Source organism: Haloarchaeobius baliensis, assembly GCF_052060055.1.
GTDB classification, from domain to species: Archaea; Halobacteriota; Halobacteria; order Halobacteriales; family Natrialbaceae; genus Haloarchaeobius; species Haloarchaeobius baliensis.
Genome location: NZ_JBPPFR010000001.1, coordinates 1,145,486 through 1,170,063, shown reverse-complemented (window position 1 = coordinate 1,170,063; position 24,578 = coordinate 1,145,486). Strand labels below are relative to the sequence as shown.

Annotated in this window: 23 protein-coding genes; 5 read left to right on the top strand and 18 right to left on the bottom strand. The window is 69.7% G+C overall.

The window, feature by feature from the left end; genetic code table 11:
- Positions 1–70: 70 nt before the first annotated feature.
- Positions 71–646 carry an NUDIX hydrolase gene (locus ACSG06_RS06020; RefSeq protein ID WP_440989361.1) on the top strand — a complete coding sequence of 192 codons (576 nt, stop codon included), beginning with the start codon at positions 71–73 and terminating at the stop codon, positions 644–646.
- On the opposite strand, the gene ACSG06_RS06015 is transcribed toward ACSG06_RS06020, so the two are convergent.
- The 4 genes from ACSG06_RS06015 to ACSG06_RS06000 all read right to left on the bottom strand — a co-directional run bounded on the left by ACSG06_RS06015 (position 643) and on the right by ACSG06_RS06000 (position 4,463).
- Complete coding sequence (locus ACSG06_RS06015; RefSeq protein ID WP_440989360.1) at positions 643–873, bottom strand: DUF6199 family natural product biosynthesis protein; 231 nt, start codon at positions 871–873, stop codon at positions 643–645. The genes ACSG06_RS06020 and ACSG06_RS06015 overlap by 4 nt on opposite strands.
- A gap of 63 nt (positions 874–936) precedes the next feature.
- On the bottom strand, positions 937–2,595 hold the full coding sequence (locus ACSG06_RS06010; protein ID WP_440989359.1) for a tRNA uridine(34) 5-carboxymethylaminomethyl modification radical SAM/GNAT enzyme Elp3: 1,659 nt from the start codon (positions 2,593–2,595) through the stop codon (positions 937–939).
- 419 nt (positions 2,596–3,014) lie between these two features.
- Positions 3,015–3,965, bottom strand: a complete 951-nt coding sequence (locus tag ACSG06_RS06005; protein WP_440989358.1) for a DUF1028 domain-containing protein — start codon at positions 3,963–3,965, stop codon at positions 3,015–3,017.
- A 69-nt stretch (positions 3,966–4,034) separates the two neighbouring features.
- Positions 4,035–4,463, bottom strand: coding sequence for a DUF7528 family protein (locus ACSG06_RS06000; protein ID WP_440990292.1), 429 nt, complete (start codon positions 4,461–4,463; stop codon positions 4,035–4,037).
- A 286-nt stretch (positions 4,464–4,749) separates the two neighbouring features.
- Here ACSG06_RS06000 and ACSG06_RS05995 point away from each other — a divergent pair, with 286 nt between their 5' ends.
- On the top strand, positions 4,750–5,466 hold the full coding sequence (locus tag ACSG06_RS05995) for a DUF7117 family protein (protein WP_440989357.1): 717 nt from the start codon (positions 4,750–4,752) through the stop codon (positions 5,464–5,466).
- Between the two features lie 8 nt (positions 5,467–5,474).
- Here ACSG06_RS05995 and ACSG06_RS05990 read toward each other — a convergent pair whose 3' ends face one another.
- The 7 genes from ACSG06_RS05990 to ACSG06_RS05960 all read right to left on the bottom strand — a co-directional run bounded on the left by ACSG06_RS05990 (position 5,475) and on the right by ACSG06_RS05960 (position 11,342).
- Entirely contained in the window at positions 5,475–5,609 is a 135-nt protein-coding gene (locus ACSG06_RS05990) for a hypothetical protein (RefSeq protein ID WP_440989356.1), read from the bottom strand.
- Positions 5,610–5,696: 87 nt separating this feature from the next.
- On the bottom strand, positions 5,697–6,080 hold the full coding sequence (locus tag ACSG06_RS05985) for a YrdB family protein (protein WP_440989355.1): 384 nt from the start codon (positions 6,078–6,080) through the stop codon (positions 5,697–5,699).
- 19 nt (positions 6,081–6,099) lie between these two features.
- Complete coding sequence (locus ACSG06_RS05980; RefSeq protein WP_440989354.1) at positions 6,100–6,552, bottom strand: SRPBCC family protein; 453 nt, start codon at positions 6,550–6,552, stop codon at positions 6,100–6,102.
- 76 nt (positions 6,553–6,628) lie between these two features.
- Positions 6,629–7,519, bottom strand: coding sequence for a tetrahydrofolate dehydrogenase/cyclohydrolase catalytic domain-containing protein (locus tag ACSG06_RS05975; RefSeq protein WP_440989353.1), 891 nt, complete (start codon positions 7,517–7,519; stop codon positions 6,629–6,631).
- 108 nt (positions 7,520–7,627) lie between these two features.
- Positions 7,628–9,070 (bottom strand): MATE family efflux transporter, encoded by a 1,443-nt coding sequence (locus ACSG06_RS05970; protein ID WP_440989352.1) that lies wholly within the window; start codon positions 9,068–9,070, stop codon positions 7,628–7,630.
- Complete coding sequence (locus ACSG06_RS05965) at positions 9,070–9,687, bottom strand: TetR/AcrR family transcriptional regulator (protein WP_440989351.1); 618 nt, start codon at positions 9,685–9,687, stop codon at positions 9,070–9,072. The genes ACSG06_RS05970 and ACSG06_RS05965 overlap by 1 nt, the downstream gene beginning before the upstream one ends.
- 362 nt (positions 9,688–10,049) lie before the next feature.
- The gene (locus ACSG06_RS05960; RefSeq protein ID WP_440989350.1) at positions 10,050–11,342 is read right to left on the bottom strand and encodes a M48 family metallopeptidase; all 1,293 of its coding nucleotides are present in this window, start codon (positions 11,340–11,342) and stop codon (positions 10,050–10,052) included.
- A gap of 114 nt (positions 11,343–11,456) precedes the next feature.
- Here ACSG06_RS05960 and ACSG06_RS05955 point away from each other — a divergent pair, with 114 nt between their 5' ends.
- Together ACSG06_RS05955 and ACSG06_RS05950 are read left to right on the top strand one after the other, a co-directional pair.
- Complete coding sequence (locus ACSG06_RS05955) at positions 11,457–13,160, top strand: histidine kinase N-terminal 7TM domain-containing protein (RefSeq protein WP_440989349.1); 1,704 nt, start codon at positions 11,457–11,459, stop codon at positions 13,158–13,160.
- Positions 13,161–13,239: 79 nt separating this feature from the next.
- Entirely contained in the window at positions 13,240–14,931 is a 1,692-nt protein-coding gene (locus ACSG06_RS05950) for a sensor histidine kinase (protein WP_440989348.1), read from the top strand.
- On the opposite strand, the gene ACSG06_RS05945 is transcribed toward ACSG06_RS05950, so the two are convergent.
- Entirely contained in the window at positions 14,916–15,620 is a 705-nt protein-coding gene (locus ACSG06_RS05945; RefSeq protein ID WP_440989347.1) for an SDR family oxidoreductase, read from the bottom strand. The genes ACSG06_RS05950 and ACSG06_RS05945 overlap by 16 nt on opposite strands.
- A gap of 62 nt (positions 15,621–15,682) precedes the next feature.
- Positions 15,683–16,342 (bottom strand): helix-turn-helix domain-containing protein, encoded by a 660-nt coding sequence (locus ACSG06_RS05940; RefSeq protein ID WP_440989346.1) that lies wholly within the window; start codon positions 16,340–16,342, stop codon positions 15,683–15,685.
- Between the two features lie 156 nt (positions 16,343–16,498).
- On the opposite strand from ACSG06_RS05940, the gene ACSG06_RS05935 reads away from it, so the two are divergent.
- Positions 16,499–18,979, top strand: coding sequence for a DUF5059 domain-containing protein (locus tag ACSG06_RS05935; RefSeq protein WP_440989345.1), 2,481 nt, complete (start codon positions 16,499–16,501; stop codon positions 18,977–18,979).
- A gap of 46 nt (positions 18,980–19,025) precedes the next feature.
- On the opposite strand, the gene ACSG06_RS05930 is transcribed toward ACSG06_RS05935, so the two are convergent.
- The 5 genes from ACSG06_RS05930 to ACSG06_RS05910 form a co-directional block, all read right to left on the bottom strand.
- The gene (locus ACSG06_RS05930) at positions 19,026–19,457 is read right to left on the bottom strand and encodes an SCP2 sterol-binding domain-containing protein (RefSeq protein WP_440989344.1); all 432 of its coding nucleotides are present in this window, start codon (positions 19,455–19,457) and stop codon (positions 19,026–19,028) included.
- A gap of 176 nt (positions 19,458–19,633) precedes the next feature.
- Positions 19,634–20,698: a sensor histidine kinase gene (locus tag ACSG06_RS05925; RefSeq protein ID WP_440989343.1), complete on the bottom strand. Its 1,065-nt coding sequence runs from the start codon at positions 20,696–20,698 to the stop codon at positions 19,634–19,636.
- A 48-nt stretch (positions 20,699–20,746) separates the two neighbouring features.
- On the bottom strand, positions 20,747–21,814 hold the full coding sequence (locus ACSG06_RS05920; protein WP_440989342.1) for a zinc-dependent alcohol dehydrogenase family protein: 1,068 nt from the start codon (positions 21,812–21,814) through the stop codon (positions 20,747–20,749).
- A gap of 122 nt (positions 21,815–21,936) precedes the next feature.
- Positions 21,937–23,454: an aldehyde dehydrogenase family protein gene (locus tag ACSG06_RS05915; RefSeq protein WP_440989341.1), complete on the bottom strand. Its 1,518-nt coding sequence runs from the start codon at positions 23,452–23,454 to the stop codon at positions 21,937–21,939.
- The gene (locus tag ACSG06_RS05910) at positions 23,451–24,545 is read right to left on the bottom strand and encodes a mandelate racemase/muconate lactonizing enzyme family protein (RefSeq protein WP_440989340.1); all 1,095 of its coding nucleotides are present in this window, start codon (positions 24,543–24,545) and stop codon (positions 23,451–23,453) included. Before ACSG06_RS05910 ends, ACSG06_RS05915 begins: the two co-directional genes overlap by 4 nt.
- Between the last annotated feature and the right edge of the window lie 33 nt (positions 24,546–24,578).

Here is a 24,578-nt window from a genome sequence, read left to right as displayed (position 1 = left end):
CGGTGTGTGGACAACCCTCACGGTCGTTCCGCACAATAGTGATAAATAAATGAAACGAGTACTCCCACCGATGACCGACGACTGGCCCGCGGTCCGCGAGCGCGTCGCCGACCGTACCGACCGCGTCCTCGCCGACCTCCGGGAACGGTGGGACACCGAGCGCACCGTCGAGCCGTTCCAGTACGGCCCCCGCCACCACGACCCCGGCGAACCACCCGAGACCGTCGATGGACAGCTGGAACTCCTCGCCGGCATCGCGAGCGTCGTCGTGTTCTACACCGACGCCCACGAGGAGACGGTGCTGGTGTACAACCCCAGCGGCCACTGGGAGCCGCCGGGCGGCGCCATCGAGGCCGGCCAGACGCCCGAGGAGACGGTCCACATGGAGGCCCGCGAGGAGACCGGCCTGGAGATCGAGCTCACCGACCTGCTGTACTCCGGCTGGTTCGAGTTCCAGTACCGCGACGGGTCGAACGTCACGCTCCCGCTCGCGCAGTTCGTCGGCCACCGCGTCGGCGGCTCGCTCACGGTCGAGCGCGAGCGCATCGACCACCCCGGCGTGACCCGGGCGACGGGCGTGTTCGACCGCGAACTCCTGCCCGAGTGTCGGGAGCAAGCAGAGATTCTGGACCTGCTGGCCGACTAGATCAGCCCACCGACGACGAGCGCGATCCCGGCGAACGCGATGATAGCGCCGATGAGCCGCGTGAGCATCACGTTCCAGGCTGCCGGCTCGACCTCCTCCATCGGTGTCGTGCTCCCGATGGCGTCCATCTGCTCGGAGAACCGGGTCAGGCCCTCTGCGTAGTAGTACATGAGTGGCCCCACGACGAGTGCGAGGAGGCCGAAGAAGATGTCCTGTCCTGCGGTCATGTCGGAATCCTGTTCGGCCCGACCTGAAAGTCTTGTGTCGCCCGAGCTGCACCGCGTCCCGACCTACAACCGCTTGCTCACGTACGGTCCGTCCTGATGGTAGCCGAGTTTCTCGCGGTAGTACTGCCGGACCCCGATGCCGGAGATGACCGACAGCTTCCGGTAGCCGGCCTCACGTGCCCGTCGCTCGGCCTCCGCCAGGAGCCGGCGACCGTAGCCCCGGTGCTGCTGGTCGCCGTCCGCACCGGACTGGCCGACGCCGACCTGGTTGCCGTAGACGTGGAGCTCGCGGACGAGCGCGGCGTCCTCGAGCTCCCGCCTGACGGGGTCGTTCGGGAACCGCAGCCGGCAGAAGCCGACGAGCAGGTCCTGCTCCCTGTCTTCGAAGCTGATGAAGTGCTCCGTGCCGCCGCCGGCCTCGTAGGTGATGGTGTCGAGCGTGACGTCCTCGGGCGCCTCGTCGTTCATCCCGGCCTCGCGACAGCGGATGCAGTGGCAGTCCCAGCCGTGCTCGTCCATCTTCTGCCAGGCGAGCTGGCGCAGGTTCGACTTCCAGACGCCGGCGTCGATGAAGTCCGCGGGGATGTCGCGCTGCACCCGCTGGACGCGGGTGTACCTCGGCACCATCGAGAGCGCCTCGGCGACGAGTTCGGCGGCCTCCTCGTTGGTGAGCGGGTCGTACTCGTCGCGGTACCACGAGTCGTAGACGCGGGTGCCGCGCACGACGAGCGTCGGGTAGATTTTGAGATAGTCGGGCTTCCACTGCTCCTCCTCGAAGATGCGCCGGAAGTCCTCCAGGCACATCGCCTGCGACATGCCGGGCTGGCCGGGCATCATGTGGAAGCCGACCTTGAACGCGGCGTCGCGGAGTCGGCGGTTCGCGTCGACGCTCGCCTGCACGCCGTGTCCGCGGTGCATCTCGCGGTTGATGCGCTCGAACGTCGTCTGCACGCCGACCTCGACCTTCGTCCCGCCGAGGTCGAGCATCCGGTCGATCTGCTCGGGGTCGCACCAGTCGGGCTTCGTCTCGAACGTCGTCCCGATGTTGCGCACGTCCGCGGTCTCGTTCTCGGCGATGACGTCCTCCAGGTACCGGAACTCGTACTCGTCGGGGTCCTGCGCGAAGCTCTCGCCCTCCGCCGGTGCGGGCTCCCTGTCCACGTCGAAGTCGTTCATCGCCTCCAGCGCGCGCTTGACGAACCACTCCTGGTAGTCGTGGCTCCGGGCGGTCATCGTCCCGCCCATCAGGATGAGCTCGGCCTTGTCGACCGGGTGGCCGATCTCCCGGAGCTGCTCCAGCCGCAGCGTCACCTGCCCGTACGGGTCGTAGTCGTTCTGCTCGCCCCGGGCCGCCGCCGGTTCGTGGCCCGTGTAGCTCTGCGAGCTGTCGAACTCCGACGCCGGGCCGCCGGGGCAGTAGAGGCACTTCCCGTGCGGGCACATGTGCGGCGACGTCATGATGGCGACCGGCGAGACGCCAGACGCCGTCCTGACGGGCTTGCGCTGGAGCACCGCCTCCAGCTCCTCGCGGCGCTCCTGGGGCGCGTAATCGAGTATCTCCGAGTTCTTCGGCACCTTCGGCGCGCTGTGCTCGGAGCAGGCCGCGAGCTTCGCGGACTCGACGTCGTCGCGCTCGATGTCGCCCGCGAGGATGCCCTCGACGAGCGTCTCGCAGACCGCCTCGAACGCGTCCGAGTTCGTCGGGTCCGTCTCGGTGCTCATTACTCTCTGGTGGCCCCGTGACGGCAAAAAGCGTGTCGTTAGCGAGTATCGGGAGTTATCGACAACGGTCGTGTTCTGGACGTGCTCGTCGGGTGGTTCTGCAATCTGACTCGCCGCCCGGTTGTTCGGCCAGTCGTGAGATTCGATTTGAGTGTGAACAGCCAGAAAGCCCCGCGGTTCTCGGCTCCCGGGCCTCGTTGCGCTCCTCGTGCCTGCGGTGCTTACGTCGGCCGGGTTCGCCGAGAACCGCGCCCCTTTCAGTCCCACCCTCCGACAGCACGGCAACCGCCCACACACCTCCCCAACCGACTGCGGTGCTCGCTCCGCTGCGCTCCTCGCCCTCGCGCGGATGGCTCACGGCCTCACTTCGTTCGGCACGCTCGCCAGCCACGCGCCACCTGGAAACTCGGCAATCGACCCTACTTCCGGTCCAATCGCTGCAGTCCGTGCCAGATGGCGTCCACCATGCGGTCCTCGCCGTCGCCGGAGGCATCGTCCCAGCCCCGCGCGAGGGCGTCCTCCAGCACGGCGACGCTGTGGTTCTCGAAGTTGTTCATGCCGCGGAAGTCCTCCAGGGCGTCGCGCTCGTCGTCGCCGAACCCGCCGTCGGGGGTGCCGTCGTAGAAGCCCAGATCGGCGAGCGTCCCGGTGACTGCTTCGGCCGTCGCGCCGGACAGCTCGCGGGTGTCGGCGGGCTCCTCGCGGGCGAGCAGCGTGATGTCGTAGAGCCGGAACACCCGTTCGAGCTCGTCGATGGGCTGCTCGTGGTCGTCGACGCGCACGTCCACCCAGCGGTCGTTCTTCCCGTCGTAGCCGCCCTCGGGCTTGGCGACGTAGAGCGCGGCGGACTGTTCGCCGCGGGAGTCGCCGCCGGCGGCGTTCCCGGCGTGGAGCGCGGCGATCATGCGCTCGGGGAGGCCGCCGTCGGTCTCCTCGAAGGTCTCGGCCATCGCCGTCAGCGTCTCCTGATTTTCGAGGATGTTGCCCTGCACGGTGTAGTGGGTGCCCTGGACGTCGCCGTAGACGTCGAAGCACTCCTCGCCCGAGAAGGCCGCGACGCTGTCCTCGCGCTCGGCGACGTCGCCGCCGGGTGCCTCGACGATGCCGACCTGTCGCTGCGGAGCGTCGTCGTCCTCGCTCGTCAGCTGCTCGACTGCGTCGGCTGCCGAGTGACCCTCCCGGAGGAGGTCGAGCCCGTCGGGCCCGTAGGCGACGTTCGCGAAGCTCTGCGTGGCGACCGCGCCCGCGTCGGCGCTGACGAACGGGACGACCGCGCCGACGCCGATGAACTTCGACTGGACGGCGACGCCGACCGCGCCCGTCTCGGGGTCGCGGGCCGCGATGGAGAACGTGGATGGCCGTGGCTGCATGGCCGCCACTGCGGCGGCATCGGGCAAAAACCTGCGGTCGCCGGCAGGCGCGTCGGGCCGGCTGGGCGGTCAGTCCGCCGTCGGCACGGCCAGGTGGGCTTCTGCCACGTCCGGTCCCGTCGCGTCGTCGTGCTTCTCGACCGTGAGGGGCTGGCGCGAGACCAGCTCGCAGTCGAAGCCCGGGTGCTCGGCGAAGTGCCAGACGAGCATGTGTCGCCGGCCGCCGGTCAGCCCGGTCCGGCCCACGTCCTCCGCGGTGAAGCTGTCGGGCAGCCGGTCGTAGAGGCGCTCCAGCGCCTCGACGCGCTCGAACACCTTGCTGTGGCCTGCCGAGTCAGCGCCTCGCCGGGCGACGACGTAGCTGCCGTCCTCCCGGTGCGTGCCGGTCGTGTGGACGAACTCGTGGGTCCGTGTCAGTGCGGCCGCCAGCTGGTCGCGTAGCTCGGCGGCGGTGTCGTGCGTCAGAACGTGGCTCTCTCCGTCGACTGCGAGTCGCAGCCCGTCGTCCGTGCGGACGACCGCTGGGGTATCACTCGTGTCGGAGAATTTCTCGACCAGCCGCTTCTGTGCGACTTCCTCTATCCTCGGGTGTCTCCGTGGACATCGTACCTCCTGCTTCGGCGTCGTCCGGCATGAACGTGGTGGTCGTGCAGACCCGGCTGTCGGACCGTCGCTCGCTGGCTGTCGTCGACGTTGTGAACGCCACGGACACCCACCCGACGGAACCGGTCGCGAGTGCAGAACCCGACAACCTTTCCCCACGACACGCGAACAGGGGCACAACATGGAGATTCGGGGCGAGCGCGAGTGCCAGGACTGCGGGACGCGGTGGTCGTACTACGAGACCGGGAGCGTCTCCTGCCCGGAGTGCGGGAGCCTGCACAGCGTCGGTGTCGACGACGACCGGAAGCTGCACACGACCCAGTCCGTCGAGTTCGACCTCACGGAGGCGCGCGAGCGGTTCGAGACCGAGCCGGAGGACGAGGCGCTGCAGTCGGTCGCGGAGACGGTGCGTGCGTACCAGCGCAAGCGGGGGTTCGTCGACGCGGGGGCGCTCCGCGACCTGGACGACGAGTACCTCGTCGCCGGGGAGCTGCGCCACGTCGCGGACCTGGTGGACCGGTCGTTCGACGCGAGCGACGACGAGGAGTGGTACCTGCTGCGGCTGCTCCAGGGTGACACGAAGGGCCGTCCCGAGCCAGCGGACGTGCCGGTCTCGCTGCGGGAGGCACGGGGGCTCGCGGCCGCCGACGCCGTACGGGAGTACCGTCGCGACCTGCGGGACTGGCTGGACGCGAACGGCGTGGAGCCGGACCGGGCGACGACGCAGGTGTTCGCGTCGCTGGACGAGCGGGCGAAGCGGCTCCGCGCGCTGGAGGGGGACGTACCGCCACGGGAGGCGGATGCGCTGGTCGAGGCGCTGCGCGAGGTCGTCGCCTACGTCCGGGACGGCGACGAGGTGGCGCTGTCCCGGGCGCAGGACCGGCTGACCGACGACTGAGGCCCGGCTCAGGCGTCGCGGTCGGCGAAGACGTCGGCGGCCCGGGCGAACAGTGGGTCCATCGTCGCGCGGGCCGCCTGTGGCGTCATCTCGTGTCTCTTCGGCACGTCCAGCGCGTCGATCATCGCGAGGAGCGCCTGCACCTACGGGTGTGGTTCGTCGGCCATGGAACCGGGTACGTCGGGAACTGTCAAAACGGCTGCAGCAGTGTCGGTCCGGGACCGGTGTCCTCAGTACGAGTCGAGCGACAGCCACGAGACCAGGGCGCGGTCGACGACCGCCACGAGAGCGAAGGCCGTGCCGAGCGCCACCTGCCCGGTCGCGAACAGACAGACCGCCGCGCCACCGAAGACGAGTGCCTCGACGGCGAGACGGGGAGCACCGTCGAGTCGTGACGGGGCCTTCGGGGAGACGAACACGCCCCAGACCGCCGCGACGACGAGCGCCAGTCCCAGGCCCAGCGCGGCACCGGTGAGACCACCACCGGCGGTGACGACACCCCAGTAGGCGACTGCCGCGAGCGCACCGAGCTCCAGCAGGAAGCGCACGCCGAGGACGGCGACTGCCAGCGCACCACGTTCGTCGAGGTCGGCGTCGGATGCCGTCGCAGTCACGGCCGGGACACCGACATCGTCATCGGGCCGTCGTGGTCGCGACCAGCGATTCGGCGCGGACCCTCGCAGACTCGTTCACTGCCTGGAAGTTCGACTCGGTGTCGTCACCGACGAGCCGCAGGACGAGTCCGGCGAGTAGCCCGGAGAACCGCTCGGACTGCGTGAGCCGCGACCGGCCGTCGCCGAGGTCCTCGACCGCGAAGCGGTGCTCGCCGTCGAACAGTCCCCGGACGAATAGGTGGCCGAGCCACGCGAACTCGCGGCCCTCGTCGACCTCGACGACGGTCGGCCTGAACGTCGGCATCCGACCGGCGTCCGGTCCTGGCGCGACGCGGAGGCGCTTCCCGACCGCGAGGGAGCCGGTGACGCGGGAGTGGCGGTTCCACTCGTCGTACGAGTCGAGGTCGGTCAGCACGTCCCACAGCACGTCGCTGGGAGCGTCCACGTCGATGGTCGTGACGAGTTCGTTCATACCACCATCACGCTCGACGACAGCATGAACGTTGTGTGACAAGAAACGGCAGCGCCCGGCGGAGTGGGCCCCCGCGCTACAGGTCGACGTCGACCCCGGACTGCAGGCTCGCGGCCTTCACGGTGTTGTACAGCAGCATCGTGATGGTCATCGGGCCGACGCCGCCGGGCGAGGGGGAGATGACCGACGCCTTCTCCTTCGCGCTCTCGAAGTCGACGTCGCCCGTGAGCTCGTAGCCCTTCTCGTTGTCCGCGTCGACGCGGTTCGTGCCGACGTCGATGACGACCACGCCCTCGCTCAGCATGTCGCCGGTGAGCATCTCCGGGCGGCCGACGGCGGCGACGACGAGGTCGGCGGCGCGGGTCTTCTCCGCGAGGTCCTGCGTGCGGGAGTGACAGACCGTCACCGTCGCGTTCCCGCCCTCGGCCTTCTGCAGGAGCAGGTTCGCCATCGGCTTGCCGACGATCTCGGAGCGCCCGAGGACGACCGCGTCCATCCCCTCGGGGTCGACATCGGCCGACGCGAGCAGCTTCTGGATGCCGTGGGGCGTGCAGGGCTTGAACCGCGGGTTGCCGGAGACCATCCGGCCGACGTTCTCGGGGTGGAAGCCGTCGACGTCCTTCAGCGGGTCGACCCGGGAGAGCACCTCGCGCTTGGGGACGTGGCCGGGCAGCGGCATCTGGACGAGGATGCCGTGGATGGAGGGGTCGGCGTTGAGGTCGTCGATGACCTCGTACAGCGCCTCGGCGGGTTCCTCGGGGTCGACCTCGACGGTGGTGCCGTCGATGCCGACCTCCCGGCAGGCACGCTGTTTCATCGAGATGTACGTCTCCGAGCCGGCGTCGCCGCCCATCAGCACCGTCGCCAGGCCCGGGGTGACGCCCTCGGCCTCGAGCTCGTCGATGGCCGCGCGCACGTCGTCCCGGACGGACTCTGCGACCGCGTTGCCGTCGATGACGTGTGTCATTACGTCCGGGTTGGCCGACGGGCCCCTTCAATCCTCGGGTTCGTGCCCAAAATGGCGTTTTAGAACCGAATTCTATGCACGAAACTGCATACTTCTTCCGGCGAGAGCTCAGTCGTCCGTCGCGCTGGGCTCGGGAGTCGGGCCGCCGCGCACGTCGCCGTGACGCCACGAGCCCTGCTGGATGAGCGCGAGGGCGATGAGCGCTCCGGCGGTGTTCGAGACGACGAACGACGCCCAGATGCCCGCCTGCCCCGTCGCGTAGGGCGCCCAGCTGGCGAACGGCTCGATGGATCGCGAGAGCACGTACGCGATGGGCAGTCGGATGACCCCGAGCATCATGATGGAGACGGCGGCCGAGAGCATCGTCTTCCCGGAGCCGCGGAGCGTGCCGTTGTAGGCCCGCATCATCCCGATGAAGCCGAACGTCGGCGCGACCACCCGGAGGAAGGTGACCGCGATGTCGGTCGCCTGCTCGTTCGGCGACAGCGGTGCGACGATGGCCTCGGTGAACGCGAACACGAACACCGCGACCCCCGAGAGGATGACGAACATCGCGACGGCGGCGGTGTGGGCCGTGCGCTCGGCCCGGTCCCGCTTGCCGGCCCCGATGTTCTGGCCGACCATCGTCTCGACGCCCTGGCCGACCGCGATGGCCGGCAGGAAGATGACGCTGAAGATGCGGATGCCGACGCCGAACGCGGCGACGAACGTGTCCGTGAAGATGGCGACGACGACGAGCATCAGGTTCACCGAGATGGAACGGCCCGTGCTCTCGACCGAGGCTGGGAGCCCGATGCCGAGCATCTTCCGGAAGAACTGCAGGTCCGGTTTCATCTGCGAGAGGTGTATCTCGACGCCGCGCTCGCCCTGGAAGAGGATGCCGAGGCCGACGGCCGTCGCGAGCGCCCGGGAGATGACGGTCGCGATGGCCGCGCCCTGCACACCCAACCCGTTCGGGATCGGCCCCCACCCGAAGATGAACAGCGGGTCGATGGCGACGTTGAGGACGACCGTGCCGAACATCACGATCATCGGCGTCACCGTGTCACCGTAGCCCCGCATCAGCGAGATGAACACGAAGAAGCCGAACATGAACGGCATCCCCAGCGAGATGACCTCCATGTACTGCGTCGCCTCGCGGAACACGTCGCCGCGCGCGCCGAGCAGCCACAGCACCTCGTCGACAAGCATGAAGCCGACGACGCCGAGCAGCGTCGACGCCACGAGTGCGAACAGCACCGTCTGCGAGGCGGCGTACTCGGCCTCGGCCTCCTCCTCCGCGCCGGTGTGCTGGGCGACGAGGACGCTGCCCGCCACCGAGAGCCCCATCCCGAGCGAGATGAGCAGGAACACCATCGGGAAGCCGAACGTGATGGCCGCGACCGCGGTCTCGTTCAGCTGGGCGAGCCAGAACGTGTCCGCGAGGTTGTACGCGGTCTGGAGCAGGTTCGTGATGACGATCGGCAGCGCGAGCAGGAACAGCGGCTTGCCGATGCCGCCCGAGGTCAGGTCGAGTTCGTCCTGCCCGCGGAACACGTCGAAGATGCCCATCAGGCCTCACCCCGGTACAGTCGCGTGGCCAGGTACGCGTCGAGCTCGGCCCGGGCCGCCGCCACGCCGCCGTCGTCGTCTCGGGTGACACGCTGGATGCGAATTCCGTTGACCGTCGTCAGCAGGAACTCCGCGGTCACCGCGGGGTCGACCGCCTCGAACGCCCCGTCGTCGATGCCCTCGGCGATGATGGCCGCGAACCGCTCCCGCAGCGCGCGGTCGTGCTCCGTGAACTGCTCGCGATAGGCCGCGTCGTGCGGCGCCTGCCCGCGCAGCTCCTCCATCGCGGCGGTGAACGCGGCGGTCTCCTCGTCGAGCTCGACCGCGGCGACCCGGTCGAGCAGCGCCTCCAGGCGCACCCGCGGGTCCTGCCCCTCCCGACACTCCGCCTTCGCCTCCCAGTGCTCCAGCATGAACCGCAGGAAGTCCACCAGGAGGTCGTCCTTGCCGTCGTAGTGGTGGTAGAGGAGGGACTTCGACTTCTCGAACTCGTCGGCGATCCGCTGTATCGTCAGGTTCGCGTAGCCGTGACTCGTCAGGGCGTCGTACGTGGCCCGCATGATGGCGGCCCGCGTGTCGTCCTCGGCTGCGGCGGCGAACCGGCTGCTATCGCCCATCGTTGAATGAACGTTCAGTCAGCCAGCTACTAAAGTGGCCGGTTCTCGGACGACTGTCGGGTGAGTGTGACTGGCACGCTTGGGATGGCGGAGCCGGAGTACCCCCACCGCAAGCTGATGGACTGAGGAGCACAAACAACCAGAACGCCCCCTGCTGGCTCGACTCCCGGGACCACGGCTGCGCACCTCGTCCCTCGCGCGAGCGTGTCCTCGCCGCCTGGCGAGACTCCTCCGTCGCCTCGCCGCGTCCCACTCGCTGCGCTCGTGGAACCCTCGCGGTGCTCGGCGACGAGGACGGCCGCGCGCCACCCGGCTGTTCGGAGGGTGATGCAGATAGAAGGTTCAGAGTATTCGTAAACCTCTCAGGCAGAGGGCGTGCCGTCGCTCGTACCGTCATCCACCGATTCTGCCGCCTCCTCGCCCATCTCCTGCACGTACCGGATGCGCTCGGGGATGGGCGGGTGGTCGTGGTGGAACGTCTCGTACAGCGGGTGCGGGAACGGGTTCGTCATGTTGTCGGCGGCGAGCGCGGCCAGCGCGTTCGCCATCGGGTCGGCGCCCATCGTCTCCACGGCGAAGGTGTCGGCCTCCCGCTCGTAGGCCAGCGAGAGGTAGTTCTGGAGCGGCGCGCTCAACTGCATGACCGGGCCGACGAGCAGCACCGCGACGAACAGGCCGGCGTAGGTGGCCTCCGCCGGGAACCCGAACAGGTCGAACACCCAGGGCTGGCCGGCGAGGTAGCCCAGCGCGGCGAAGACGACGGCGAACTGCACCGCCGCGAGCGCGACGAACTTCGGGATGTGCTTGCGCTTCCAGTGGGCGAGTTCGTGGGCGAGCACCGCCTGTATCTCGTCGATCTCCATCGACTCGACGAGCGTGTCGTACAGCACGACGCGCTTGGTGCGCCCGAACCCGACGAAGTAGGCGTTCGAGTGCCCCGACCGCTTGCTGGCGTCCATCTCGTACACCTGCTCGCAGCGGAAGCCGGCGCGCTCGAACACCTCGTCGACGGCGTCCCGCAGGTCGCTCTCCTCCACGGGGGTGAAGTCGTTGAACAGCGGGTCGATGACGCGGGGCTTGAGCACCAGCATCGCGACGGAGAAGCCGACGACGAGCGCCCAGCCCGCGGCCGGCCAGTACTGCACGTTCTCGACGAACCAGAGCACCGCGGCGGCGAGCCCACCGACGATGACGAGGCTCAGCACGGTCCCGAGGAGGTAGTCCCGCACCCAGAGCGTCGGCGACTGGTTGTTGAAGTCGAACGCCTCCTCGACGACGAAGGTGCTGTAGAGGTCGAACGGCGCACCGAGCACCCGGGTCGCCAGCAGCGCGAGGACGACGAAGACGACACCCTGCAGCAACGGCGACAGCCCGGTCTCGGTGAGCGCGACCACCACCTCGGTGACGACGCCGGAGTACAGCGCGAGCAGCAGGAACCCGAGCGTCGTCACCGTCTCCAGCAGCGAGAGCCCGACCCGGGCGCGCTGGTAGTCGAGCACCGACTCCACGTCCTCGACGCCGAGGGTCTCGCGCATCCAGTCCGACCGGTCGCGTGCGGTGCGTGCGCCGTACCGGACGTTGACGATGGAGAGACCGGCGAAGAACAGCTCCGTCCCGACGACGAGGGCGACGAACAGGGCGTGGTACGCGAGCATCGGTGCCCGGTAGGTGCGTCCCGTCGAAAACCCTGGCGGTCGCTGCGGGGGGACCTACGGACCGGTGTTCCGAGGCCGGAACCAGCAAGTGGATGCACTCGATAGCCTGACGTGATGAGCACGTTCGCCTGGCCGGCCCTCCTCGCGCTGCTGGCGGGCGTGGTGAACCTCGCCTTCTTCGGGTACGTCCTGCGCTTCGCCGACAAGCCCGGCGGCCGGTCGTTCCTGGTCGTCATCGCGGGCCAGGTGCTGGTCTGCTGCTCACAGGCGGTCGCGATGCTCGTGTTCGACCCGCTGGCCCGGGAGGTGCTGGAGTCGCTGTTCTGGGTCGGTGCGGCCGTCGTCGTCGTCGGCTACGTCGCCTTCGCGTTCGAGTACACCGGCCGGGGGCAGGCCCTCCGCCGCCCGTGGTTCGGGCTGCTGGTCGCCGACGCCGTCGCCTTCAGCGCGGTCGTCGTCACGAACCCGCTCCACGGGCTCGCCTGGCAATCGTTCGAGGTCGTCCAGACCGAGGGCGTCGCCTCCGCCGACTACGCCGTCGGCCTCCCGGTCTACCTCCAGTTCGTGCTGCTGGCGGCGGTGCTGACCGTCTCCATCTTCCTCCTCATCGACACCGTCCTCAGCTACGGCCCGCTCTACCGGACACAGGCCGTCGCCATCGCGCTCACGCCGATCCCGCCCCTCGTGGCCGTCACCCTCTGGCTGTTCGAGGTCGGACCGTCCCCCGAGCTCAACTTCGTCGCCGTCGCGTTCATCCCGCACGTCGCACTGGACATGTACGCGCTCTTCCGCAGCGAGATGTTCGCGCTCAACCCGGCGACCCGGCGGACGGGCGAACGCGCCGCCATCGACGACCTCGGCAACCCGGTGGTCGTCGTCGACGAGGACAACCGCATCGTCACGCTCAACCCGGCGGCCGAGTCGCTGCTCGGGGCCGCCAAGCGTGCCGCCCTGACCAACCCGCTCGACGACCACCTGGACATCGACGCCACCGACGACCACGGCGGCGAGCGACACGTGAGCGTCTACGCCGACGGCGAGCGACTCACCTTCACCGCCGTCGTCACGCCGCTGACCGGCCCCGGCGACGCCACCCTCGGGTACACCGTCGTGCTGCAGGACGTGACCGACGAGCTCGCCCGGAAGCAGCGTCTCGCTGTGCTCAACCGCGTCCTCCGGCACAACCTCCGGAACGACCTGACCGTCGTGCAGGGCTACCTCGACGAGGTCCGCTCCCGGACCGACGACCCCGAGCTGGAGACGATGCTCGCGACCGCGGCCGACGAGACCGACGGGCTGCTCGCCCTCGGCGAGAAGGCCCGCGACATCGAGCGCACGATGGACCGCGACGTGACCGTCGAACCGGTCCTCGTGCACGAACTCCTGTACGGTGTGCTGGACGGGGTCGATTGCGGCGACGGGGTCACCGTCTCGGTCCCCCCGGCGCTCGAGCTGCGGACCGACCGCGAACTGCTCCGGACGGTCTTCGCGAACCTCGTCGAGAACGCCGTGGAGCACGCGGCGTCGACCGACGGCACCGGGGCCACCGTCGCACTCGTGGAGACCCTTCCCGCCGACACGGGTGACGGCCGCGACGCGATCTTCGAGATCCGCGACGAGGGTCCCGGCATCCCCGACCACGAGCTCGACGCCCTCGACCGGGAGGCGGAGACCGCGCTCGACCACGGCAGCGGGCTCGGCCTCTGGCTCGTCAGCTGGAGCGTCGACGCCCTCGGCGGGGAGCTGACGTTCGAGAGCGACGACGACGGGACGACGGTGCGGGTACGGGTGCCCGGCGTGATCGCCGGTCACGAGTGAGCCCCGAGCTTTCGTACGAAAGCATTCAGCCGGTCGCTGGCCGGAACTATCTTGCTGGGGGTTCACTAATGTCGGTCGAATGCTCGAACAGGTGCTCCCGTTCGTCTACGTCGGCGGCGCCACGACGACCGGGGGTCTGGCGGTCCTGAGCTGGCGGAATCGACACACGGACGGAGCGGCGGAACTGGCCGGTGTCCTCCTCTCGGTCGCCGTCTGGCTGGCCAGTGCCCTCGGTGCGGAGGTGGCCCCGACCGGCTCCGTCTGGGGGTATCGTGCGGCCGCGCTGGCCCTGTTCGGTCTCGCCTGTACCACCGCGTTCCTCTTCCTGTTCGCACTCCGGTACGCCAGCTTCGACGACGTCCTCACCTGGCCGGGTGTGCTCCTGCTGGCCGTCCACCCCGTGTTGCTCCTGGTGACCGCGCTCACCAACGACGGGACCGGTATCACGGCCCTCGGCGTCGGCGGCCACTCGCTCGTGTTCGAAGGGGTCGTCCAGCGCGCCGGCAACGAGACCGACATCGTCTGGGGAACGGGGTTCTGGGTCCACATGCTCTACGCGTACGTACTCGTCGCGGTGAGCACCGTACTCGTCATCCGGGCGGCGTTGCGGTCGAACGACGCCTATCGGGGCCAGAGCATCACGATGCTCGTCGCCATCCTCATCCCGTGGCTTGCCAACGCGCTCGACATGTTCGTCCCAGGGGTGAGTGGCCTGCTGGCGCTCGGATTCTGCGTCTCGGCAATCGTCATCACCCTGTCGGTCCTGCGGTTCGACCTCACCTCGCTCGCGCCCGTCGCCCGCCCCGCCGTGATGGAGGCCATCGGCGACGGCGTCGTGGTGGTCGACGGCCGGGGACGCGTCCGGGACGTGAACGGTCGCGCCAGGACGTTCCTCGGTCTCGCGGACGAGACCGTCGTCGGCGAGCCCGTGGAGACCGTGCTCCCGTCACCGTTCGAAGTGTTCTGTGACGGCGGCGTCGAACACCGGGAGTTCCTCGAGTTCGACGACAGGGTGTTCGACGTCGCCACGACCGGGTTCGGAGACGACACCGGTCAGGTGTACGTCCTCCGGGACGTGACCGAACAGCACGCCTCCCGTCGGGAGCTCGAACGCAAGACAGAACGACTCGACCGCTTCGCCAGCGTCGTCAGCCACGACCTCCGGAATCCGCTCGCGGTGGCGCAGGGCTATCTGGACCTGCTGGAGGAGACGGACGACCCCACACACGTCGAGACCATCCGCGAGAGCCACGACCGGATGGAGGCGCTCGTCGACGACCTGCTCGTCCTCGCCCGCGAGGGTGAGACGGCCACCGATCCAGCGCCGGTCTCGCTGGAGGCGGTCGCCGAACGCGCCTGGCAGACCGCGGACACCGGGGCGGCGACGCTCGACGTCCCGAGCGATGCAGTCGTGTACGCCGACTCGGACCGGACCGTCCAGCTGTTCGAGAACTGCTACCGGAACGCCGTGGAACACGGCTCCGACGGGACCGGCGACGGGCTGACCATCACGGTCGACGTCCGGACCGACGGCGACGGGTTCTACGTCGCCGACGACGGCACGGGCCTCCCCGACGACCGCGAGGAGCTGTTCGAGTCGGGGGTCTCCGGCAGCGGGGGGACCGGCCTCGGGCTGTCCATCGTCGAGCGCATCGCCGAGAGCCACGGCTGGTCGGTGTCGGCCACGGACTCGGCATCCGGTGGCGCGCGGTTCGACTTCGAGGGGGTGCGCGTCGAGCCGACCGACGCCCCGGATCAGGCCTCGCCGTAGACCGGCACGGCCGCCCCGCTCGTCGGCGAGGCCGCCTCGGAGCAGAGGAAGAGCATGACCTGTGCCGCGTCGGCCGGGTCGACCCAGTCGTCGCTCGGCGTCATCATCTCGCGGTTCATCGGCGTGTCCAGCACCGACGGCATCACGCAGTTCGCGCGCACCGTCCCCCGGTTCTCCTCGGCGACGGTCTCGGTCAGGAGCCTGATCCCGGCCTTCGTGATGCGGTACGGGCCGTCGCCCTCGCCGCCCTCGAGCGAGGAGCGTGCGGACACCGAGACGATGGAGCCCGCCGACTCCTGCAGGTGGGGCAGGGCGTGCTTCGTCGCGAGGAACGCCGTCTTCAGGTTCACGTTCCAGAGCAGGTCGAACTCCGAGAGCTCGGTGTCCTCGACGTGGTCGCCGCCGCGCCACGTCCCGGCGATGTTCGCGAGGTGGTCGATGTGGCCGTGGTCCGCGACGACCTGCTCGACGAGGGCCTCGACCGCGGCCTCGTCGGTGAGGTCGGCCTGGTAGAACGTCGTCCCCGCGTCGGGGTCGAGCAGCGAATCCTCGTCGCTCGGCTCGACGACGTCCACGGCGCAGACGGTCGCACCCGCGTCGCGGAATGCGTCGACGACGGCACTGCCGAGCGCTCCCGACGCGCCGGTCACGATGGCGACCCGGTCCGAGAAGTCGAAGCTGACGGACATGGCTTACCGATGGGGCTCTCGGGTCAAAGAAGCTCGGTCGACCCGACGACCGCGCGGACGGCTCAGCCGTCGAGCAGCGCGTCCACGACACACGCCTCGGCCCGCCGCAGGAGTTCGTTGGCCGTCGATGGCGCGCAGTCGAGCTCTGTACCGATTTCCTCGTACGAGGCCTCCCGCGGCGTCTCGTAGAACCCGAGTCGGTGCGCGACCTGCAGCGCCTCGCGCTGGCGGTCGGTGAGCCGTGCCAGCGGCGTCGGCGCGTCCGGCTGGAAGCCGCCGGTCCACTCGACAGTCAGGGAGATGTCGAGGTCCTCGACGTCGGTGAACGCCTCGCGGAGCGAGTCCGGGTCCCCGGACACCGTGACACACAGCCCGTCGTCGGTGACCCGGAACGGCGGGTTGAGCAGCAGGCGGTGCGCCTCGACCACGTCGAGCAGCGCGTCGACCGACTCCCGGGCGAGGACGTTCACGAACACGTAGTGGCGTCGGTCGCCGGCGTCGACCACGTCGAACTCCAGCACCTCCTCGTGGTCGGCGAGGACGGCACGCAGCTCGTCGCCGTCGCCACCGACGACCCGGTAGAGCATGGCGTAGGTGCCGTCGCCCAGCCGGTCGAGGACGTACAGGCCGTCGCGGCGCACGTCCGGCAGCGCCGCCAGTACCGTATCGACACCCGGGAACGCCCCGTCCTCCGGCTCGATCCGCAACCCCACGGACTTCATGCTGCGCCCGTTCGCGTGGTCGACAGGAAAGGGTTCGGGTCGCTCGGTACGGTGTACATCGACAGGTACAAACGAGGCCCGAATCGAGCCACGGAACGAGTGTTTTAGGTGGGCCGAAACCGAAAGCCACTTCATTATTTAGGCGAGCCTAAAAGCATGCGACAGACACGACGCGACTGGTTGAAGGGAAGCGGGGCACTCGCCGCGACGATCAGCCTCGCAGGGTGCACGATGGTCGGCTCCGACGACGCCGAGGGCGGGACGGTGACCCCGACCGATGGAACGATGACGGAGCCAGAGGAGACGGAGCGCGACGACGGGGAGGGGGACGAGTTCGCGGCGACCGACGTCGCCGTCGCCGCCGAGTGGAACGCCATGCGGACCCGCCTCTGGAACTCGGTGTCGCTCGGACTCGCCGGGAGTCCCGACGCCGGCGGCGCCCGCGCACAGGCAACGTTCGCCCGCTTCGAGGAGGCCTCGGGCGAGTACAACGCCCACGAGGCGCTGGAGTCGACCAGTGAGACGAGCTACGAGGAGTTCGAGGAGGCACTCGGCGAGCTCCGCACCGAGGGGCTCGCCGCGAGCGATCTCGGGCGCGCGAACGAGGAGGCAGCAATCGCGAGCGACCAGCTGCACGCCGCCCAGCGCGACCGCATCGGCGACGCCGCGGCGCAGGCGCTCGACCTCCAGTACCTCGGTGCGACGCTCTCCGACGCCGCCATGCTGGCCGGTGCCGGCGCGTTCGAGGGTGCCGCGACGCTCGCCGAGGACGTCCAGCGACGGTTCGAGAACGCACCGGTCTACGCGTCGCTCGAGGCCGCCGAGGGCGACGCCTACGCCCGGTTCGAGGGCGGCATCGAGGGGGTCGTCGAGGCCGCCGGCGACGAGGACGCCGCGGCGGTCCGCACGGAGGTCGAGACCGCGCTCACCGCCGCCATCGACGGCTCCTACCGCATCGCCCCGACCGAGACGGTCGCCGGGAGCGGTCACGTCGCCGTCTTCCAGTCCCTCGGCTGGGACGCAGCCGCGCTGGCCAGCATGGGCGGCCCGTCGACCGACTTCGCCCACGCCGCCGCCCTCACCGTCTACCGTGCCCGGGTCCGTGACGCCGTCCGACTGTACGAGGGTGGCCACGCCGACGCCGCGAAGAGCGCCGTGCAGGCCGTCTTCGCGCACTTCGAGGGCGCCCGTGCCCACGAGGCGCTGGAGGAGGCCAGCGAGGAGGCCTACCACCAGTTCGAAGAGGACGGGCTGAGCGCGCTCTCGACTGCCATCGACGAGGGCGACGACGAGGGCGTCAGCTCCGCCGCCGAGACCGTCGACGACGCCCTGGTGACCGCCACCGAGGCGCTCGGTACCGGCTCCGAACCGGCCCTGCTGGAGGCGGGCTTCTTCCGTGCCCGACTCGCCGACGCCGTCGAGCGATACGAGTCCGGCGAGGCGTCGGCCGCCGCCGCCGTCGCGAGCGGCCTGTTCGAGACGTTCGAGCAGAACGAGGCCGACCTCCACGAGACCCTCGAACACACCAGCGAGGAGCTCTACCACACCTTCGAGGAGCAGCACCTGAACGGGCTCGTCACCGCGTTCGAGGAGGGCGACGACGCGGCCGTCGAGACCCACGCCAGCGGTGCGATGGAGGCGCTGCTCTCCTTCGAGACCGAGGCCGGCTCGACCGCACAGGTCAGTGCCGTCGAGAGCGGCTACATGGCCGCACGCGCCTTCGACGCCCGCGCCCTCGCCGTCGCTGGGGCGACCGACCGCGCCACCGCGGTGTTGGTGGACGCGTTCGGCCACTTCGAGGCAGGTGCAGGCGGCTTCCACGAGGCACTCGAGGGCGCCGACCACGAGCTCTACGAGTCCTTCGAGGGCGCACTCTCCGACGCCCGGAGCACGGCCGGCTCCGGCGACCCGACCGAGGCCGTCCGGGCGTTCAACGACCGCGCGGTCGAGGCCACGTACGCCGTCGTCGCTGCAGCGGGCGGCTCCCACGGCGACGCCGCAGGTGGCATCGTCGAGGACGCCTTCGGCCGGTTCGAAGGTGCGCGCGTCCACGAGGCGCTGGAGGAGGCCGACCACGACGCCTACGAGGGCTTCGAGGCCGCACTCGGCGACCTCGGCAGCGCCATCGAGGACGGTGCCGGCGTCTCGGCGGCCGCGAGCGCCTACGCCGACACCTCGCTGCGAGCGCAGTTCGCCATCGCCGGGGCGCCCGCTGCCGCGCCTGTCGGCCAGTCCGACTCCGGCGGCGGGGAGGCGGACGAGACCGAGCTCTCCGGCGGCCCCAACGTCGTCGAGGGCGTCCCCGAGGACGCCGACCACGTCGTCGACATGAACGCCGTCTCCTTCGCCCCCGCCGAGCTGACCGTCTCGCCGGGCGACACCGTCGCGTGGACCCACGCCGGCGGCGAGGCCCACTCCGTCACCGCCTCCGAGGACGAGCTACCCGAGGGTGCGGGCTACTGGGCCTCCGGCGGCTTCGACAGCGAGTCGGCCGCCCGGGAGGGCTGGGAGAACGGACAGGGTGCGGTCCAGTCCGGACAGTCGTACGTCCACACGTTCGAGACGGCCGGCGAGCACCGCTACGTCTGCATCCCGCACGAGGCGGCCGGGATGACTGGCAGCGTCGTCGTCGAGTAACGGCAGAAGCAACAGGGCGGGGGAGCACCCCGCCCGCTGGACAGGTTCAGTACTCGAACTCGGTGTCGACGGCACCCGCGTTCTCGGTCATCACGACCGCGGCGTTGCTGTACTGGAGCACCTTCTGCATGTCGCCGTCGAGGTCGAACTCGCCGCTCATCATCCCCTCGATGGGGTCGGCCTCGCCGTGGATGAGCCGCTTCCAGTTCGTGTAGCTGCCCCGGAACGCGAACCCCCAGTCCACGGCTTCTTCGCCGTCGACCATGCGGGCTGCGGTGCACTCGCCGTCCTCCAGGTCGACGTAGAGGTGGATGGCGTCGCCGTCGTACGTGTCGTCGGGCTCGATGACGAACAGGAACGAGCCGTCGAAGCCGACGCCCCACCCCTCGCCGACCTCGCTGTAGCGGTCGGACTCGTTCAGCTGCTCGCGCCACTCCTGGATCCACTCGTCCGCCTCGCTGGGCAGTGCGATGGCCATGGCACCGGCTTCTCCCGCCTCCGCCTTACCCGTTCCCCCGGACGGAGTCGTGTCTTTAAGCGGTCCGGCCGGTTGGTCAGGCTCCTCGGCTGCAGCCGTCGCCGCGACTCGGCACAGTCCGACGTGGACCCCTCGGCTGGGGAGTGCGCCGCGCCGCAGCGGGTGCACAGACACCGTCAGTCGTCCGTGACACCGCTGAGCTCTACGCGGGCCCCGCCGCCATCGCTCTCGGTCACCGCCACCGTCCAGTCGTGGGCGTCGGCGACCTCCCGGACGATGGCCAGCCCGAGCCCGGTGCCGTCCTCGTCCGTGCTGAAGCCGCTCTCGAACACCCGCTCGCGATCGTTCTTGGCGATACCGGGCCCGTCGTCGGCGACGTAGAACCCGTCGTCGAGCTCGCCGACGGTGACAGTCACGCCGCCGTCGTCCGACCCCTTCTCACAGGCTTCGGACCCGTGTTCCACCGAGTTACGGATGAGGTTCTCCAGCAGCTGTCGCAGCCGGGAGCGGTCCGCCTCGACCGACTCGTCCGCTGTCACCTCCAGCGTCGCGTCCGCAGTGGGAACGGTGCCCCAGCACCGATGGCAGAGCGCGTCGAGGTCGACCGGCTCCGGCTCGACCACGTCGTCGCCGGCCTGCGTGAGTGCCAGGAGGTCGTCGATGAGAGTCGCCATCCGGTCGTGGGCGCGATCGACCGCGTCGAGATGCTCCAGCTCGCCCGTCTCCCGTGCGAGGTCGACCCGCAGGTCCGCGACGTTCAGCGGGCTCCGCAGGTCGTGACTGACCACGCTCGCGAACTCCGCCAGCCGTTCGTTCGTCCGTTCGAGCTCCTGTTCGCGGGCCTTCCGGTCGGAGATGTCCCGCGTGTTGACGACGTAGTAGCCCTCCGGCGTCGGGTCCGAGGCGGCGACCGACTCGACCCAGCGGTAGCTCCCGTCGCCCTGGAGGTGTCGGTACTCGACCGACTGCACGGTGTAGTCGTCGCTGGAGACGAGCGTCTCGAACGCCTCGACGAGGTGGTCGCGGTCGTCGGGGTGGAAGTACTCGGTGAACGACCCGCCGACCAGTTCGTCCTGGTCGAAGCCGAGGACACGCTCGACGGATGGGCTCTCGTACCGGACGATACCGTCCTGGTCGAGGACCGTCAGGATGTTCGTCGAGTGGAGCGGGATGTCCTCGAGCGGCACCGTCTCGCCGCCGTCGTTCGAGTCGGCTCCGTCCGACCGTGGCTCCTCGTCCATACACTCCAGTCCACAGGGCGAGCTATGAGTCTGTTGCCCGTTCGGCGGTCAGAACCCGTCGCAGACCGGGATACCGACCGTCTCGTAGTCGCCCAGACCCTCGATGACGCCCGGCACCTCCTCGAGCGAGACGGTCTCGCTGACGATGCGACCGGGTTCGAGCTTGCCGGTCGCCATCATCCGGAATATCTCGTCGTACTCGTTGGGCGGGATGCCGTAGGTACCGTAGAACTCGCGCTCGTCGGTGACCATCGTGTCCACCGGCAGGGAGACCTCGCCGCCCTCCTCGCTGGTGGTCATTCCGATCTGGAGGTGCTGGCCGCCCTTTCCCAGCGAGTTGACCGCGTTCCGGCAGGTCTCGGCGATGCCGAGCGCGTCGACCGCCACGTCCGCGCCGCGGGAGCTCTCGGTGAACTTCTTGACGGCCTGTGGGACGTCGTCGACCTCCCCCACCTCGACGGTGCGGTCCGCGCCGAGGTCGCGGGCGCGCTCCAGCTTCTCGGTGGAGAGGTCGACCGCGATGACGTTCGCGCCGAGTGCGTCGGCGACGTGGACCGCGGAGAGGCCGACGCCGCCGCAGCCGTGGACCGCGACCCAGTCGCCCGGCGTCACGTCGACCCGGTGGGCCAGCCCGTGGAACGCGGTGGCGAAGCGACAGCCCAGCCCGGCCACGTCGACCGGGTCGACCTCGTCGGGGAGCGTGACGGCGTTGAAGTCGGCGTTCCGGACGGTGTAGTACTCGGCGAACGCGCCGGTCTGGAAGGGGACGAACCCCATCGGGATGGAGCGCTCGCAGATGTTCCCGCGGCCGTCCCGGCAGTGATGGCAGCCGCCACAGCCGAGGTTGAACGGGTTGGTGACCCGGTCGCCGACGGCAAAGCGGTCGACGTTGTCGCCGACCTCGACCACCTTCCCGACGGGTTCGTGGCCGAAGACGAGCCCTGGCTGGGGCATCACCCCGATCCACTCCCAGTCCCCGCGCCAGGCGTGCCAGTCCGACCGGCAGATGCCACACGCCTCGGTCTCGACGAGGATGTCGTCGTCGCCCGGTTCGGGCCGGTCGACCTCCTCGACGGTCATCGGCTCCTCCGCACCCTGGAATACGACTGCGCGCATGGCCCGGAATTCGGTGGCGACCGGCTTAAATGTAATGAAAATTGGTGTAAAAATAGCGTGGCGCGGTCGCTGTCCGGCGGTTGCGAGGACGGCGAGTCGGCGTCAACTCTCGACTCGTTCCCTCACCCGAGGTTCGGCACGTCGCCGTGGTTCACCTTCACCGACTTCGTCTGACTGTAGTCGTCGAGCGCCTCCGCGGCGAGCTCGCGACCCAGCCCGGACTGCTTGTAGCCGCCGTAGGGCGCCGGCTCGAACATGTCGTTGTAGGTGTTCACCCAGACGGTCCCGGCCTCGAGGTCGGCGGCGACCTCGTGGGCGCGGTCCAGGTCGTTCGTCCAGACTGCCGCCGCGAGCCCGAACTCGGTGTCGTTCGCCCGCGCGAGCACCTCCTCGCGGGACTCGAACGTGAACAGCGCGGCGACGGGACCGAACACCTCCTCGACGGCGACGGTGTCGTCGTCTGCCACGTCGCCGAGCAGCGTCGGCGGGACGAACGGCGCGTCAGCCAGCTCGTCGGGGATGTCGCCCTCGTACAGCACCGTCGCATCCTCCTCCATGGCCGTCTCGACGTAGCTCCGGACCAGTGCGGCGTGGTCCGGGTCGACGAGCGGCCCGACGTCGGTCAGCGGCGACAGCGGGTCGCCGACGCCGAGTTCGTCGAGTCGCGCGTACAGCTTCTCGCAGAACTCGTCGCGAACCTTGTCGTGGACGAACAGCCGCGAGCCCGCCGTGCACTGCTGGCCCTGGTTGAACAGCATCGCCACGAGCGCGCCCTCGACGGCGTCGTCGAGGTCGGCGTCGGGGAACACGATGTTCGGGTTGTTGCCGCCGAGTTCGAGCGAGACGGGCGCGATCCGGTTCGCCGCGTTCCGCATCGCGGCCTGTCCCGCGCCGGTCGAGCCCGTCAGGCTGACCTTCGCCACGTCATCGTGGCCGGTGAGCGCGTCGCCGACGACGCTCCCCGCGCCGGTGACGACGTTGACCGTCCCGTCGGGGAGCACCCGGTCGAAGATGCGGACGAGCTCGAGCGTCGACAGGGCCGCCCGCGAGGACGGCTTGTAGACGACGCTGTTGCCCGCCGCGAGCGCGGGGCCGAGCTTCCAGGCGACGAACATCGCCGGGAAGTTCCACGCGCTGATGCAGCCGACGACGCCGTAGGGCTCCCGGCGCGTGTAGATGTGCTTGTCGTCGCCGGACGGTGGACACCGCCCCGAGTCGGCGGTCCGGGCGAGGCTCGCGAAATGTCTGAGCTGGTCGACGACGATGGTGTTGTCCACCAGCAGCGAGTGCTTGTTCGGCTTGCCCACCTCCAGCGAGTCGAGCCGCGCGATGCTCGTCTTCTCCTCCTCGACGATGTCGGCGACCCGGTGCAGCAGTTCGGCGCGCTGCTGTGGCGACTTCTCGCCCCAGCGTCCCTCGAACGCCTCCTGCGCCGCGGCGACGGCGCGGTCGACGTCGCTCCGGGTCCCCTGCTGCACCTCCGCCAGCGGCTCGCCCGTCGTAGAGTCGCAAGTCACTCGCGTCTCGCCGCCGTCGCTCTCGACCCACTCGCCACCGATGAGGTGGCCGTACGTCTCCTCGCCAACGACGTCGTCGGCGACCGAGCGGTGCTTCTCCAGTACGTCCTCGGGGAGGCTCACGCGAGGACACCTCCGTCGAGCTCGACGCCCAGGCCCGGACCGTCCGGCGGTGTGATGTACCCACCCTCGTGGTGGAGCGTCTCCTCGAGGAGGAAGTCCCGAACCTCGGGCGTCCACGGCGGCTCGATGGGGAACTCGCACCACGGCGAGCCCGCGGCGGCCATCACGTGCAGGTTCGCCGCGAAGCCGATGCCGTTCGTCCAGGTGTGGGGCACGAACTCGACGCCCTGCTCGGCGGCGGCCTCGGCGACGCTCACGCCCGCCCGGATGCCTGTCGCGAGCGCGGCGTCGGGCTGGAGCACGTCCAGCGCGTCGTGCGCGAGGAACCGGTGCAGTTCGCCGGGCCGGTCGTTGAACTCGCCGCCGGCGATGGGCACGTCCGTCGCCTCGCGGAGCCGGGCGTAGCCCTCGTAGTCGTGCCTCGGGAGGGGTTCCTCGAACCACTCGATACCCCCGATGTCCTCCAGTTCGCGGGCGACGGAGAGGGCGTCCTTGTAGCGCCACTGCTCCTCCTCTGCCATCACGCGCACCGCCCAGCCCTTGTTCGCGTCGACCATCAGCGGCAGGTCGGGGAACGACTCCCGCACCGTCCTGACGACCTCGACGTCCTCCTTCTCGGCGACCCGGAGCTTCACCGCCTGGAAGCCCTCGTCGACGCGCTCCTGCACGTACTCGATGCGCTCGTCGGCGTCCTGCACCTCGCCGGTGCTCGCGTAGCAGGGGATGGGGTCGTCGCTCCCGCCGAGGAGTTCGTAGACGGGCTTGCCGGCGTCCTTGCCGATGATGTCCCAGAGCGCCAGTTCGAGGTGCCACGGCCGCGGCCCGATGAGGTCGATACTCTCCAGCTTCCGCCTGATGGCGTCCACGTCGTGCGGGTCCTCGCCGGTCAGGAACAGCGAGAGCGGTGTCTCGTAGGAGAGCCCGCCAGCGAAGCTCGGGCTGGCACAGAGCCCGGTGATTCCCCCGTCGGTCTCGACCTCGAACAGCTCCACCTCGTGGCTGGACTGCGGGTAGCCCGGGATCCACGTCGGCTCGAAGTGCCCGTCGAGCTGGTGGCTGAGATGGTGCTGGGTGACGCCGGTTATCTGCATAGTGACTCTCTCACACGCCAGCCCCCTCAACCT